We start from the raw sequence: 14379 nt of genomic DNA, 5'->3' as shown, positions 1-14379 counted from the left end.
GGGGCAGCCATGAGCCACAGCCCGCAACCGATCTCGACGACGCAGCCCGGCACCGAGCGGCGGGGCGGCGGAGGCAACGCGATGGCCCTGCTGGTCATCGCTTCCTGTCAGCTGATGGTGGTGCTCGACATCACCATCGTGAACATCGCCCTGCCGCACATCCAGAGCGCGCTGCACTTCTCCACCACCAGCCTGGCCTGGGTGGTCAACGCCTACACCCTCACCTTCGGCGGTCTGCTGCTGCTCGGCGGCCGCACCGGCGACATCCTCGGCCGGCGCCGCGTGTTCATGTTCGGCGTCGCGCTGTTCGCCGTCGCCTCCCTGCTCGGCGGGCTCGCCCAGAACCCGGGCGAACTGCTCGCCGCGCGCGCCTTGCAGGGTGTCGGCGGCGCCATCGCCTCCCCGACCGCGCTGTCCCTGGTCAGCACCACCTTCAAGGAGGGGCCCGAGCGCAACCGGGCCTTCGGCGTGTTCGCCGCGGTCTCCGCGGGCGGCGGCGCGATCGGGCTGCTCATGGGCGGGATCCTCGTGGAGTGGCTGAACTGGCGGTGGGTGCTGTTCGTCAACGTGCCCATCGGCGCCCTCATCGTCCTCGCCACGCCCCGCTTCATCCGCGAGTCCGAGCGCCATCCCGGCCACTTCGACATCGCCGGCGCGCTGACCTCCACGGTCGGCATGGTGCTGCTGGTGTACGGGTTCATCCGGGCCGCGCAGGAGGGCTGGCGGGACGCGCTGACGCTGGCCTCGTTCGCCGCCGCGGTCGTCGTGCTGGCGGGGTTCGTGCTGATCGAGCGGCGCTCCAAGCAGCCGATCACGCCGCTGCACATGTTCGCCGACCGCAACCGGGCCGGGACCTACGGCATCATGCTGTGCCTCGCGGCGGCGATCTTCGGCATGTTCTTCTTCCTCACCCTGTTCGTGCAGGACGTGCTGGGCTTCAGCCCGCTGCAGGCCGGACTCGCCTTCCTGCCGGTCAGCGCCGTCATCGCGGTCGGCGCCGGGCTCGCCTCCCGGTTCCTGCCCCGCTACGGGCCCAAACCGTTCATGGTGACCGGCGCGATCCTCGCCGCGGCGGGCCTGTCCTGGCTGACCCTGACCGACGTGAACTCCACCTACGCGGGCAGCATCCTCGGCCCGATGCTCGTCTTCAGCCTCGGCATGGGCATGGAGTTCGTGTCGCTGACCCTGATGGCCCTGTCCAACGTGGCCCCGCGGGAGGCCGGCGCGGCCTCGGGACTGCTCAACGCCACCCAGCAGGTCGGCGGCTCCCTGGGGCTGTCCATCCTCGTCACCACCTTCGGCACGGCCAGCACCAACGAGGCGCAGAAACAGATCCCGCGCTTCCTCGCCCAGGCCACCCCTCTGGAGCGGCTGCGCTTCCAGCGCACCGGAGTGCTGCCCAAGCCGTGGTCCGACCAGGTCCTCACCTCGGGCGCGTCCGCCGCGTTCGTCGTCGCCGCGATCTTCACCGCCCTCGCCGCGCTGATCGCCGTCTTCGCCATCCAGGTCCGCGCCTCCGACCTGGAACGGCTCCAGGGGCAGACCGGGATGCCGCCCGGGTAGACGGGCGAAGTCCCCCGGCGTCCCGCATCCTGAGACTGTTGCCTGAAGGGTGATCCGCGTCTCATGGCCAGGTGGGGTCGTTGCCGCGACCATGGTGGCACTCACCCGCACGCCGAAGGGATCGGGGATGCTCCGCAAGGTACTGGTCGCCAACCGTGGCGAGATCGCGATTCGCGCCTTCCGGGCCGGATACGAGCTCGGCGCGCGCACCGTGGCCGTCTTCCCGCACGAGGACCGCAACTCGCTGCACCGGCTCAAGGCCGACGAGGCCTACGAGATCGGTGAACCCGGGCATCCGGTGCGCGCGTATCTCTCCGTCGACGAGATCATCCGCGCCGCCCGGCTGGCCGGTGCCGACGCCGTCTACCCCGGCTACGGCTTCCTGTCCGAGAACCCCGAGCTGGCGCGCGCCTGCGAGGAGGCCGGCATCACCTTCGTCGGCCCGAGCGCGCAGATCCTCGAGCTGACCGGCAACAAGGCCCGCGCGGTGGCCGCCGCCCGCGAGGCCGGCGTGCCCGTGCTGGGCTCCTCGCAGCCTTCCACCGACGTCGACGAACTGCTGCGGGCCGCCGAGGACATCGGCTTCCCCGTCTTCGTCAAGGCCGTCGCGGGCGGCGGCGGGCGCGGCATGCGCCGCGTCGAGGACCCCGCCCAGCTGCGCGAGGCCATCGAGGCCGCCTCCCGCGAGGCCGCGTCCGCCTTCGGCGACCCGACGGTCTTCCTGGAGCAGGCGGTCGTCGAACCCCGCCACATCGAGGTGCAGATCCTCGCCGACGGCGAGGGCAACGTCATGCACCTCTTCGAACGCGACTGCTCGGTGCAGCGCCGCCACCAGAAGGTCATCGAGCTGGCGCCCGCACCCAACCTCGACCCGGCGCTGCGCGAGCGGATCTGCGACGACGCGGTCAAGTTCGCCCGGCACATCGGCTACCGCAACGCGGGCACCGTCGAGTTCCTGCTCGACCGCCAGGGCCGGCACGTCTTCATCGAGATGAACCCGCGCATCCAGGTCGAGCACACGGTCACCGAGGAGGTCACCGACGTCGACCTCGTCCAGTCCCAGCTGCGCATCGCCGCCGGCGAGACCCTGACCGACCTCGGCCTGTCCCAGGACACGGTCACCCTGCGCGGGGCCGCGCTGCAGTGCCGTATCACCACCGAGGACCCCGCCAACGGCTTCCGCCCCGACACCGGCCGGATCAGCGCCTACCGCTCGCCCGGCGGCTCCGGCATCCGCCTCGACGGTGGCACCACCCACGCCGGTACGGAGATCAGCGCGCACTTCGACTCCATGCTGGTCAAGCTGACCTGCCGGGGCCGCAACTTCACCACCGCCGTCAACCGGGCCCGCCGCGCGGTCGCCGAGTTCCGCATCCGCGGCGTCGCCACGAACATCCCCTTCCTGCAGGCCGTGCTCGACGACCCGGACTTCCAGGCCGGCAACGTCACCACCTCGTTCATCGAGCAGCGCCCGCACCTGCTCACCTCCCGGCACTCCGCCGACCGCGGCACCAAGCTGCTCACCTACCTCGCCGACGTCACCGTGAACAAGCCGCACGGCGAGCGCCCCGAGCTGATCGACCCGGTGAGCAAGCTGCCCGCGCTGCCCGCCGCCGAGCCGCCCGCCGGCTCCAAGCAGAAGCTCACCGAGCTGGGCCCCGAGGGCTTCGCCCGCTGGCTGCGCGAGTCGCCGACCATCGGCGTCACCGACACCACCTTCCGCGATGCCCACCAGTCCCTGCTCGCCACCCGGGTGCGCACCAAGGACCTCCTCGCGGTCGCCCCGGTCGTCGCCCGCACCCTGCCCGAACTGCTGTCCCTGGAGTGCTGGGGCGGCGCCACCTACGACGTGGCGCTGCGCTTCCTCGCCGAGGACCCGTGGGAGCGGCTGGCCGCCCTGCGCGAGGCCGTCCCCAACCTCTGTCTGCAGATGCTGCTGCGCGGCCGCAACACCGTCGGCTACACCCCGTACCCGACCGAGGTCACCGACGCGTTCGTGCAGGAGGCCGCGGCCACCGGCATCGACATCTTCCGCATCTTCGACGCCCTGAACGACGTCGGCCAGATGCGCCCCGCCATCGAGGCCGTCCGCGAGACCGGAACGGCCGTCGCCGAGGTCGCCCTGTGCTACACCGGCGACCTCAGCGACCCCGGCGAGCGGCTCTACACCCTCGACTACTACCTGCGTCTCGCCGAGCAGATCGTCGACGCCGGCGCCCACGTCCTCGCGGTCAAGGACATGGCCGGCCTGCTGCGCGCCCCGGCCGCCGCGAAGCTCGTCTCCGCGCTGCGCCGCGAGTTCGACCTGCCGGTCCACCTGCACACCCACGACACCGCGGGCGGTCAGCTCGCCACCTACCTCGCCGCGATCCAGGCCGGCGCGGACGCGGTCGACGGGGCGGTGGCCTCCATGGCCGGCACCACCTCGCAGCCGTCGCTGTCGGCGATCGTCGCCGCCACCGACCACTCCGAGCGGCCCACCGGCCTCGACCTCAAGGCCGTCGGCGACCTGGAGCCGTACTGGGAGAGCGTCCGCAAGATCTACGCCCCCTTCGAGGCGGGCCTCGCCTCCCCGACCGGCCGTGTCTACGACCACGAGATCCCCGGCGGCCAGCTGTCCAACCTGCGCACCCAGGCGGTCGCGCTGGGCCTCGGCGACCGCTTCGAGGACATCGAGGCGATGTACGCGGCCGCCGACCGCATCCTGGGCCGCCTGGTCAAGGTCACCCCGTCCTCCAAGGTGGTCGGCGACCTCGCCCTGCACCTGGTCGGCGCCGGGGTGAACCCGAAGGAGTTCGAGGAGACCCCGGACCGCTTCGACATCCCCGACTCGGTGATCGGCTTCCTGCGCGGCGAGCTGGGCACCCCGCCCGGCGGCTGGCCGGAGCCGTTCCGCACCAAGGCCCTGAAGGGCCGCGCCGAGGCGAAGCCGGTGCCGGAGCTGTCCGCCGAGGACCGCGAGGGCCTGGAGAAGGACCGCCGCGCGACCCTCAACCGGCTGCTCTTCCCCGCGCCGACCCGTGAGTTCCTCGCCCACCGCCACTCCTTCGGCGACACCAGCATCCTGGACAGCAAGGCCTTCTTCTACGGCCTGCGCCCGGGCAAGGAGTACGCCGTCGACCTGGAGCCCGGTGTGCGGCTGCTCATCGGTCTGGAGGCGATCGGCGAGGCCGACGAGCGCGGCATGCGCACGGTGATGTCCACGCTGAACGGCCAGCTGCGGCCGATCCAGGTCCGCGACGTCGCAGCGTCGGCCGACATCCCGGCCACCGAGAAGGCCGACCGCGCCGACCCGGGCCATGTCGCGGCGCCCTTCGCGGGCGTGGTCACCCTCGCCGTCGCCGAGGGCGACCAGGTGGAGGCGGGTGCGACCGTGGCCACCATCGAGGCGATGAAGATGGAGGCCTCGATCACCGCGGCGAAGGCGGGCACCGTGTCCCGCCTCGCGATCAACCGGGTCCAGCAGGTCGAGGGCGGCGACCTGCTCGTCGTGATCGGCTGAGCCAAGAGACGACAAACGGCCCCCCGGCACCGGAAGGTGCCGGGGGGCCGACGTCGAGGGCGAGGAGAGCGCAAGGGCTAACGCAGAAAAGGAGTCTGAGAAGGAAGCCCCTGCATGGCCTCGCCGACGCCCAAGGTAGCAGTCACTCCGGGATCAGGTCGCGCAGATTTTCCGGCGTGACGATCCGCGAGTCCGGGTGCAGCCCGTCGGGCCGCTCCAGACCGATGTAGGTGACCGGGCCGTCCGGCACGGACGCACCGTCCCAGCGGGTCACGGTCGTCCCCCGCCCGGCCAGCAGATCGGCCAGATGGCCCACGGTGAGGTACTCCCGCTCGACGATGCCGCGCAGCAGCGTCGCCACCGACACCCGGTTGCCCTCGACCCGGTTGGCCGCCGGGTGGCCCTTGAGGTACAGGTGCAGCCACTTGGCGCGCCACCGGCCGTCCTCACCTCGCAGGAACGCCAGCGGCAGCGCCACCCGGCCCGGCCCGCGCAGGTCCGACTTCATCCGCACGGTCCGCGGCTCGAAGGGCCGTCCCGCCTGCTCCGCCTCGCGCAGCATGAACCCGAAGAAGGACTCCTCGACCTCCTCGAAGCCCTCCCCGGAGAAGATGTTGACCTGCGGCACGATGTAGGTGCCGCGCACGGCGCCGAGCCGCAGGTTGATGAACTCCGAGGCCCCCTCGGGCGCTTCCGTGATGTCGCCGGAGTGCTCGCCCTCCATGGCGGACAGGGCCATGTACGACAGCCAGGTGACCGTCCGGTACCCCGCGTCGAGCAGCAGCGCCGACAGGTCGTAGTCGGTGCGGTGGACGCGCTCCTTCCAGTACACGAAGAAACGCAGCAGCTCGCCGTCGACAGGGGAGAGGGAGCCGCGGGGCAGCACGCCCAGGCCGGAGGCGGTCGCCTTGCCGCTGAGCGGGAGCGCCACGTCCAGCACGTCCGGGTCGACCAGGAGGTGGTCCACGGCCGGCAGGCGACGGCGCATCTCCTCGTCGATCACGCCGATCAGCCGCTCCCGCTCCGGCGGCAGCACCGGCGGGCGCGTGTCCTCGGTGACCCAGGCGCGGCCGCTGCGGCCGACGAACACCCGGCGCTCACCGCTCGCCCGGGCACGGTTGCGCAGGTGCTCGGCCACCGACAGCAGCACGCGCCCCGACACCTCGCCGGCGACCTGCTCGGCCGCCGTCACCACCGCGTCCCGCTCCTCCTGGGTGAGCGCCGTGCGCAGCAGCCGGTCCAGCGCGCGGTACAGCCGGCCCGGGGCGGCCGACAGCAGCGTCACCGCGCCCGTCACGTCGTGCGTCGCGAGCAGCTCCTCGACCCGGCTGCCGAACGAGCGCGCCTCCTTCTCCCCACGGGCGACCGCGAACACCTCGGCGGCGTGCGGCCACCGCGGGTACTCGTGCGGGTGCAGCCGCTCACCGAGCCGCTTGAACGGCTCGCGGTGCGCGGTGACGTCGGCGAGCTTGGCGGGGGAGGCGGCGACGACCGCGTCGAGGCCCGCGAGCAGCGCGCGGCGCACCGGCCGCGGCAGCGTCGAGAACCGGGTCGGCTCCGTCAGGGTCACATCGCCGCCGGACAGGGCGCAGGCCAGCCGCAGGACGTCGGTGACCGTGTCCAGCAGCAGCGGCGCGCCCGCGGTCAGCCGGGCCCGGTTCACCACCGCCCGGTTCTCCCGTACCGGGATCGCCTCCGGCTGCGGCCCGTCCACGCAGTGCCCGGCGAGCAGCTCCAGGTCCCGCAGCCCGTCCTCGCCGAGCGGGGTGCTGCTGCCGGCCAGCGCCAGGTACAGCTCGGTGACCTCGTCCTCCAGGGGGCCGCCGAGGTGCAGCACGGTGAGGCGGTCGCCGACCGCCGGGATCAGTTCGTCGTGCGCGGCGAGCATCTCGTCGTAGGCGTGCGGGTAGCGGCCGTAGGACGGCAGGGTCAGCAGGTCCACGACGCCCGCGTCGAGCCGGCTGAGGACGCCGGGGCGGGCGGCGTCGTCGGCCAGCGCCTCCGTGAGGCAGCGCATCCAGAAGTCGACGGTGTCGGGGACGTTCGCCGGGAAGTCGACGAAGTAGACGTTGTGCCGGACGTGGTCGCCGGCCGTCTCGCGGACGGTGGCCAGCACCCGGCGGGCGGTGGCGACGACGGTGGCCCGGGACAGCGACGACAGGTGCTTCAGCGCCTGCCCGGAGAGCTTGAACCCCACCGAGACCAGCGCGGCGTCGAACTGCCGCGCCGCGGCCTCGCCCGGCCCCGCCGGTCCGGCGGGGAGGGGGATGCGGTGGGTGTGCCGTACGACCAGCTGTTCGAGGGTGTCACGCATTGCGGCATGATCGCAGCGCGCCGCGGCCCGCCGCACCGGGTTTTGCGGCTACCCCTGGTCGCGCTCGGCGTCCCGCTGCTTCAGCCGGGCCGCCTCCTTGCGCACCTCGGCCTGGGTGGCGCGCTCCTTCACCAGCCACTCGGGCATCTCCTGCTTGAGCGCCTCGATCTGCTCGGTGGTGAGCGCGTCGGTGATCCCGGCACGGGCGAGGCCCGCGTGGGAGACGCCCAGCTTCGCCGCGACCACGGGCCGCGGGTGAGGACCGTTGCGTCGCAGCTCGCGCAGCCACTCGGGCGGGTTGGCCTGGAGCTCGTCGAGCTCCGCACGCGAGACGACACCCTCCTGGAACTCCTTGGGGGTGGCGGGGAGGTACACACCCAGCTTCTTCGCCGCCGTGGCCGGCTTCATCGTCTGGGCGTTCTGCTGCGACTTCATGCGGTCCAGCCTATCCGGCCGGGCGGAGACCCCCGACCACAGCCGGTAGCCTTGCCCGCGTGACAGGCTCCGAAGACTCCCCCTCGTTCCGGCTCGCGTACGTCCCCGGCGTGACGCCCGCCAAGTGGGCCCGGGTCTGGACCGAGCGCCTGCCCGACGTCCCCCTCACCCTGCTGCAGGTCCCGGCCGGCGAGGCGGCCGGCGTGCTGCGCGAGCGCGACGCCGACATCGGTCTGCTGCGGCTGCCGGTGGACCGGACCTTCTTCAGCGCGATCCCGCTCTACACGGAGACCACGGTCGTCGTGGTCCCCAAGGACCACGTGGTCACCGCCGCCGACGAGGTCACCCTGAGTGATCTCGCCGACGAGGTCGTCCTGCATCCCCTCGACGACGTGCTCGGCTGGCAGGACGCGCCGCCGGGCGAGCCCGCCTTCCAGCGCCCGGAGACCACCGAGGACGCGATCGAACTGGTCGCGGCCGGGATCGGGGTGCTGATGGTGCCGCAGTCGCTGGCCCGGCTCCACCACCGCCGGGACCTCACCTACCGGCCGGTCACCGACGCGCCGCAGTCCAGTGTGGTGCTGTCCTGGCCGGAGGACGCCACGACCGACCTGGTGGAGGAGTTCATCGGGATCGTGCGCGGCCGCACGGTCAACAGCACACGGGGCCGGGGCCGCACCCAGCAGGCCCAGGCCCAGCAGAGCGGGGACAAGGGAAGCAAGGGGGAGCGGCGCACGCCCGCCCGCGGCGGCGAGCGCAAGGCCACCGCCGGCGGTGCGAAGAGCGGCGGCTCCCGTGGAGGAGCCTCCCGGGGCGGCCGCGCGCAGGGCGGGGGCGCGGCGAAGAGCGGCGGCACACGGAGCGGCGGCGGCGCCAAGGGCGGCGGCCGCCGCGGCAGCGGAGGCGCGGGCAAACCCCGCCGCCGCGGCTAGCCATGCGGTGAGGTCCGTCAGCGTGCTGCCCCGCTCGCTGACGGAAACCCGTCACCTGAGTGACGTACGGCGTGCCGGTGTCGCCGCCGAGGATGACGCCGGATCACCAGGTGTCGACGAACCCCCGGCCCGGTTCGGTCGGTTCGGACCACGTCTCCAGGGCCGCCGAGACCCACGCCCGTGACCGGGCCGGGTCGATGACCGCGTCGATCTCCAGGGCCGCCGCCGCGTTCACCGCCTTGCCGTGCTCGTACAGTTCGGCGACCCGGGCCTCGAAGGCCGCCTGCCGCTCGGCCGGGTCGGCGAGCGCCTCCAGTTCCTTGCGGTAGCCGAGGCGGACCGCGCCCTCCAGGCCCATGCCGCCGAACTCGCCGCTGGGCCAGGCCGCCGTGGCCAGCGGGGCGCGGGTCGAGCCGCCCATCATCGCCATCGCGCCCAGCCCGTACGCCTTGCGCAGCACCAGACTCACCAGCGGTACGCGCAGGTTCGCGCCGGTGACGAAGAGCCGGGCGAAGTGCCGTACCGTCGCGGTCCGTTCGGCGTCCGGGCCGACCATGAATCCGGGCGTGTCGCACAGCGAGACCACCGGCAGGCCGAACGCGTCGCACAACTGCAGGAAACGCGCAGCCTTGTCCGCGGCGTCCCGGTCGATGGCCCCGCCCAGGTGCGCCGGGTTGCTGGCGATCAGCCCGAGCGGCCGGCCCTCGATCCGCACCAGGCAGGTCAGGACGCCGACGCCGAAGCCGGCGCGCAGCTCCAGCACCGAGTCGACGTCGGCCAGCGCGCGGACGGCCGCCCGCATGTCGTAGGCCCGCCGCCGGTTCTCCGGCACGACGTGCCGCAGCAGCCGCGGGTCCGGCTCCTCCCAGTCGGCCCGCGGGCCCGTGAAGTACGACAGATAGCGCCGGGCGACCGCCACCGCCTCCGCCTCGTCGGCCACCGCCAGGTCCACCACTCCGTTCGGGACCTGCACCGACAGCGGCCCGACCTCCTCCGGCCGGTACACGCCGAGCCCGCCGCCCTCGATCATCGCCGGGCCGCCCATCCCGATGCTCGCCTCCGGTGTCGCGACGACGACGTCGCAGCAGCCGAGCAGCGCCGCGTTCCCGGCGAAGCAGCGGCCCGAGGCGATCCCGACCAGCGGCACCCGGCCGCTGAGCCGGCCCATGCGCTGGAACGTGGTGATGTCCAGACCCGCGACGGACGTGGTGTCCGTGTCCCCGGGGCGGCCGCCGCCCCCTTCCGCGAACAGCACCACCGGCAGCCGCCGCTGCTCCGCCAGCTCCAGCATGCGGTCGGTCTTGCGGTGGTTGTTCAGCCCCTGTGTCCCCGCCAGCACCGTGTAGTCGTACGACATGACCACGCACGTCCGGTCGTCGATCCGCCCGGTGCCCGTCACCATGCCGTCGGCGGGCGTGGAGCGGATCAGGTCCTCCAGCGGCCGGCGCCGGCGCTGGGCGGCGATCGCCAGCGCGCCGAACTCCGTGAACGACCCCTCGTCGCACAGGTCGGCGATGTTCTCGCGGGCCGTGCGGCGGCCGAGGGCGTGCCGCTTGGCGACGGCCTCGGGACGGTTCGCGTCCAGGGTGAAGCCGTGCCGGCGCTCCGCCTCGGCCAGATCGGCGCGGACGGCGTCCAGATCGGCCCGCTCCTCCGGCTCCCCGTCCCCGTCCGGCCCGGCGACCTGGTCCAGCTCCGCGAGCAGCGCCCCGGCGGCGACCGTCTCGCCCACGCGCGCGTACAGCCGCCGTACGACCCCGGAGGCGGGCGCGCGGACCACGTGCTCCATCTTCATCGCCTCGATCACCAGCACCGGCCCACCGGAGCGGACCGCCTCGCCCGCCGCCACGTCCACCGAGACGACCGTGCCGCTCATCGGCGCGGTGACCGTGCCGTCCTCGGCCGCGGGCTCCGCGTCCGCCGAGGCCCGCACATGCTCGGCGACCACGCCCGTGTGCGCCCAGAACCGGGGGCGGTCCAGCACCTCCCGCAGCAGCGGGATGCCCGTGCGCACCCCGTCCACGGCGAACTCCGCCAGCGCCCGCCGGGCCCGCGCGCAGGCCGCCTCGACCCCTCCCTGCGGCGCGTACGCGATCACCTTCGCCAGCAGCGCGTCGTAGCGCGTGCCGATCTCCACCCCGGCCCGCACCGCCGTGTCGACCCGCACGCCCGGACCCGTCGGCACGTCGAACCGCGTGATCCGGCCCGACTGCGGCAGCACAGCGCCGTCGGCCGCCGTCACCTCGGCGTTGACTCGCGTCTGCACCGCCACCCCGCGCGGAGCCGGCGGCGGCCCCGCGAGCCGGACGTCGGCGAGGGTGTCCCCGGCCGCGAGCCGCAACTGGACCGCGACCAGGTCGACCCCGGTCACCTCCTCGGTGACCGTGTGCTCCACCTGCAGCCGGGGATTGGCCTCGATGAAACGGAACTCCTCGCCGCGCACCAGGAATTCGACCGTCGTCAGGCTGGAGCAGCCGGCCGCCCGGGCCAGCCGCACGGCTCCGGCGAGGATCTCCTCCCGTACCGCGTCGGGGAGTTCGGGTGCCGGCGCGATCTCGATCAGCTTCTGGTGGCGACGCTGGGCGCTGCAGTCCCGGTCCCACAGATGCGTCACCGCGCCGGCCGTGTCCCCGACGATCTGTACCTCGATGTGCCGGGCGCCCTCCAGCAGCCGCTCCGCGTACACCTCGTCCCGCCCGAAGGCCTGCCGCGCCTCCGAACGGCATCGCTCCCAGGCCTCCTCCAGCTCCCCGGCCGACCGCACCACCCGCATCCCGCGGCCGCCGCCCCCGCCGGCCGCCTTCACCATCAGCGGCCCGTCGGCCAGCAGGGCGCGGGCGCCGTCGAGGCCGTTCGCCCCGGCGAGCACCGGCACGCCCTCCCGCGCGGCCAGCTCCCGGGCCCGTACCTTGTCGCCGAGCAGGCGCAGGGTGCGCGCCGTAGGACCCACGAACCGGATCCCGGCCTCGGCGCAGCGTTCCGCGAAGTCCGCGTCCTCGCTGAGGAAGCCGTACCCGGGGTGGACGAAGCCGCACGCCGTGCGCCGCGCGGCCTCGACCAGCGCCTCGGCGTCCAGATAGCCGCCGGCCAGCGGCACCGCCTCGTCGGCGAGCCCCACATGGGCGTCGTCGCCCGGCGCGTACACCGCGACCGCGCGCAGCCCCGCCTCGCGCGCGGCCCGCAGCACCCGGACGGCGATCTCCCCGCGGTTGGCGACGAGGACGGCGGCAGAACCCATGACAGCTCCCTGAGGGCGCGGACGACCGGCCGTGCCATGCTCATTGACATTGACGTCAACGTCAATACGCTGGCGGCGTGGCACGCACCCCGAAGACCTGGGCGGTCCGCACCGCCCGCGACCGCACCGAGGCCCCGGCCCGGGCGCGGCTGCTCGACGCCGCCGAGACGGTGTTCGCCCGGCTCGGCTACGGCCCCGCCACCGTCGCCGACATCACCACCGAGGCCGAGGTCTCCCGGGCCGGCTTCTACGTCTATTTCGCCTCCAAGGAGGAGGTCTTCCGCGTTCTCGCCGTCCGGGTACGGGACGCCTTCCTCGCCGCGCAGGAGGTTCCCGGCGTCGACACCGACGACGCGCACGCCGTCGCCCGCGCGTCCGTCGCCGCGTTCGTCGCGGCCTACGCCCGGCACGCCGCGCTCATGCCGCTGCTGGAGCAGCAGGCGCGCACCGACGAGGACGTCCGCGCGCTGTGGCAGGAGATCCGGGAGCGGCCCGTGCACCGCCACGCCCGCTACATCCGCCGCCTGGTCGCCGAGGGCCGGGCGCGACCGGTGACCGAACCGCTCGCGGTGGCCCGCGCGGTGGGCGCCATGAGCGTCGAGTTCGCCCGTCAGGTCGCCGCCCGCCGGATCGGCCACGCGGCCGCCGTACGGGACGTGACGGCCATGTACCTGCAGCTGCTCCATGTCGCCCCGAGGGAGGACGAGCCGCGATGACGCACACACCCCGCACCGCGCAGACACCCACCACGCCGCCCGCGGCGGGCATCGAGGAGTGCCTGGCCGACCTGCGTGAGCGCTGGGCACGGGCCCGGCGCGGCCGTCAGCCCGCCACGGTCCGGCACCGTGCGGGCGAACGCACCGTGCCGGGGTACGTGCGCCACTGGGCGCGGGAGCGGCCCGACCGGGCCGCGATCGTCACCGGCGGCCAGTCGCTCGGCTACCGCGAGCTGGACGACGTCACCGGCCGCCTGGCCGGCTGGCTCGCCGACCGCGGTGTCAGGCCCGGCGACCGGGTCGCCGTCTGCCTGCCCACCAGCGTCGTCTTCGCCGTCGCCTTCCTCGCCATCCTGCGCCTGGGCGCCGTGCACGTGCCGGTCAACCCGATGTTCCGCGCCGCCGAGATACGCCACGAACTCGACGACTCCGGCGCCCGGCTGGTGCTCTCCTTCGAGCCCCTGAAGGACGTACTGGAGGAGGCGCTGAGCGGCAGCGAGACCCGGGGCGTGCTCCTGGAGGACGTCTGGGCGGATGTCCTCGCCCACGCGCCGCTGACCGACGGCCCCGAGGACCTCGACGCGCTCGCCGCCCTCAACTACACCGGCGGCACCACCGGCCTGCCCAAGGGCGTCGAACACACCCAGCGCCACATGGTCTACACGGCCACCGCCATCCAGAACGGCCTGCCCGGCGCCGAGGACGGCATCGTCTCCCTGTGCTACCTGCCCGTCTTCTGGATCGCCGGCGAGAACCTCGGCATCCTCGCCCCGCTCGTCTCCGGCGGCACCAGCGTGCTGATGCCCCGCTGGAACCCGGCCGAGGTGCTCCGGCTGATCGAGGAGCACCGGGTCACCACGATGGCCGGCACCGTCGAGAACTACCTCGAACTCCTCGACCGTCCCGACCTGGCGGACCACGACGTGAGCAGCCTCACCCACCCGCTCGCCGTCTCCTTCGTCCGCCGGCTCACCCCCGACGTCCGCGCCCGCTGGCGGGCGGCCACCGGCGGCGTCCTGCGCGAGGCGTCGTACGGCATGACCGAGACGCACACCAGCGACACCAGCACCCTCGGCTTCCAGGACGGCGACCGGGACCTGCTCGGCGACCCGGTGTTCTGCGGACTGCCCGTGCCGGGCACCGACATCATGGTCCTGGACTTCGGCACGGGCGAGCCGGTACCGCCCGGCACGCCCGGGGAGATCGTGGTGCGCGGTCCGTCCGTCCTCACCCGCTACTGGCGCGCTCCTCAGGCCACCGCGGCGGCGCTGCGCGGCGGCTGGCTGCACACCGGCGACATCGGCAGCCTCGACGAGGACGGCTGTCTGCGCTACCTGGGCCGGAACAAGGACATGATCAAGGTGAAGGGCATGAGCGTGTTCCCGACCGAGGTCGAGACGCTCCTCGCCCGCCACCCCGACGTGCGCGCCGCGGCCGTCGTCGCCGTCGACGACGAGCACAGCGGGCAGCTGCCGTACGCCTACGTCACCACCGCGCCCGGCTCGGCGCTCACCGCCGACGGGCTGCGGGAGTGGGCGGGCGGTGCGATGGCCGCGTACAAGGTGCCGGTCGTCGAGATCGTCCCCGAGCTGCCCATGACGCCCACCGGGAAGATCAGGAAGACGGACCTGGCGGCCCGGGCGGCGCGCGGCCGGTCCTGACGTTCAGGGCGCGGCGCG

Annotated in this window: 8 protein-coding genes; 5 read left to right on the top strand and 3 right to left on the bottom strand. The window is 73.7% G+C overall.

What is annotated here, in order from left to right:
- Positions 1-81: 81 nt before the first annotated feature.
- Both ACF1AL_RS05135 and ACF1AL_RS05130 read left to right on the top strand, forming a co-directional pair.
- Positions 82-1563 (top strand): MFS transporter, encoded by a 1482-nt coding sequence (locus ACF1AL_RS05135; protein ID WP_391659287.1) that lies wholly within the window; start codon positions 82-84, stop codon positions 1561-1563.
- Positions 1564-1690: 127 nt separating this feature from the next.
- Positions 1691-5065, top strand: coding sequence for a pyruvate carboxylase (locus ACF1AL_RS05130; protein ID WP_386419962.1), 3375 nt, complete (start codon positions 1691-1693; stop codon positions 5063-5065).
- 142 nt (positions 5066-5207) lie between these two features.
- Here ACF1AL_RS05130 and ACF1AL_RS05125 read toward each other — a convergent pair whose 3' ends face one another.
- Both ACF1AL_RS05125 and ACF1AL_RS05120 read right to left on the bottom strand, forming a co-directional pair.
- A complete protein-coding gene (locus ACF1AL_RS05125) occupies positions 5208-7379 on the bottom strand; it encodes a hypothetical protein (RefSeq protein WP_391778987.1) in 2172 nt (723 codons plus the stop codon).
- A 48-nt stretch (positions 7380-7427) separates the two neighbouring features.
- Positions 7428-7814, bottom strand: coding sequence for a DUF5997 family protein (locus ACF1AL_RS05120; RefSeq protein ID WP_366840160.1), 387 nt, complete (start codon positions 7812-7814; stop codon positions 7428-7430).
- A 59-nt stretch (positions 7815-7873) separates the two neighbouring features.
- Here ACF1AL_RS05120 and ACF1AL_RS05115 point away from each other — a divergent pair, with 59 nt between their 5' ends.
- The gene (locus tag ACF1AL_RS05115; protein ID WP_391778986.1) at positions 7874-8746 is read left to right on the top strand and encodes a LysR substrate-binding domain-containing protein; all 873 of its coding nucleotides are present in this window, start codon (positions 7874-7876) and stop codon (positions 8744-8746) included.
- A gap of 103 nt (positions 8747-8849) precedes the next feature.
- On the opposite strand, the gene ACF1AL_RS05110 is transcribed toward ACF1AL_RS05115, so the two are convergent.
- Positions 8850-11984 carry a carboxyl transferase domain-containing protein gene (locus ACF1AL_RS05110; protein ID WP_391696692.1) on the bottom strand — a complete coding sequence of 1045 codons (3135 nt, stop codon included), beginning with the start codon at positions 11982-11984 and terminating at the stop codon, positions 8850-8852.
- Between the two features lie 77 nt (positions 11985-12061).
- On the opposite strand from ACF1AL_RS05110, the gene ACF1AL_RS05105 reads away from it, so the two are divergent.
- Complete coding sequence (locus ACF1AL_RS05105) at positions 12062-12700, top strand: TetR/AcrR family transcriptional regulator (protein ID WP_391696695.1); 639 nt, start codon at positions 12062-12064, stop codon at positions 12698-12700.
- Positions 12697-14361: an AMP-binding protein gene (locus ACF1AL_RS05100; RefSeq protein ID WP_391778985.1), complete on the top strand. Its 1665-nt coding sequence runs from the start codon at positions 12697-12699 to the stop codon at positions 14359-14361. The genes ACF1AL_RS05105 and ACF1AL_RS05100 overlap by 4 nt, the downstream gene beginning before the upstream one ends.
- The last annotated feature ends 18 nt before the right edge of the window (positions 14362-14379 follow it).

Source organism: Streptomyces sp. NPDC014801 (assembly GCF_043082085.1).
Lineage (GTDB): Bacteria > Actinomycetota > Actinomycetes > Streptomycetales > Streptomycetaceae > Streptomyces.
Note: the sequence above shows the minus strand (reverse complement) of the source record. Positions and strands in the feature narration are given on the sequence as shown.

Excerpts from the sequence above, each read along its gene's own strand:
- ACF1AL_RS05125 (WP_391778987.1), bottom strand. The coding sequence starts at position 7,379 with ATGCGTGACACCCTCGAACAGCTGGTCGTACGGCACACCCACCGCATC.
- ACF1AL_RS05135 (WP_391659287.1), top strand. The coding sequence starts at position 82 with ATGGCCCTGCTGGTCATCGCTTCCTGTCAGCTGATGGTGGTGCTCGAC.
- ACF1AL_RS05130 (WP_386419962.1), top strand. The coding sequence starts at position 1,691 with ATGCTCCGCAAGGTACTGGTCGCCAACCGTGGCGAGATCGCGATTCGC.
- ACF1AL_RS05120 (WP_366840160.1), bottom strand. The coding sequence starts at position 7,814 with ATGAAGTCGCAGCAGAACGCCCAGACGATGAAGCCGGCCACGGCGGCG.
- ACF1AL_RS05100 (WP_391778985.1), top strand. The coding sequence starts at position 12,697 with ATGACGCACACACCCCGCACCGCGCAGACACCCACCACGCCGCCCGCG.
- ACF1AL_RS05110 (WP_391696692.1), bottom strand. The coding sequence starts at position 11,984 with ATGGGTTCTGCCGCCGTCCTCGTCGCCAACCGCGGGGAGATCGCCGTC.